This is a genomic window from Cobetia sp. 3AK (assembly GCF_029846335.1).
Taxonomy (GTDB): Bacteria; Pseudomonadota; Gammaproteobacteria; order Pseudomonadales; family Halomonadaceae; genus Cobetia; species Cobetia marina.
On the sequence record NZ_JARWKR010000057.1, the window covers coordinates 1 to 201 of the forward strand.

Consider the following 201-nt stretch of genomic DNA (forward strand, 5'->3'; position numbering starts at 1 on the left):
CATTATGCGTGACGGTGACGGTGCTACCGATCTCGGCGCTGCCGGTCAGCGTCGGAGTCGCATCATTGGTGCTGTCGCCATTGGCGAGGGAGCCGGTCACGGCTTCCACATTATCCGTGGCGGAAGCGATGGTCGGCGCATTCGGCGCGGTGACGTCGGCATCTTCCGGCACCACCAGGGTGTCGGAGACAGCACTTTCGT

Annotated in this window: 1 protein-coding gene; it reads right to left on the reverse strand. The window is 63.7% G+C overall.

Annotated features, from left to right (window positions below):
- A partial coding sequence (locus QD228_RS17135; protein WP_279876151.1) for a hypothetical protein occupies positions 1 to 201 on the reverse strand: 201 nt, incomplete at both ends.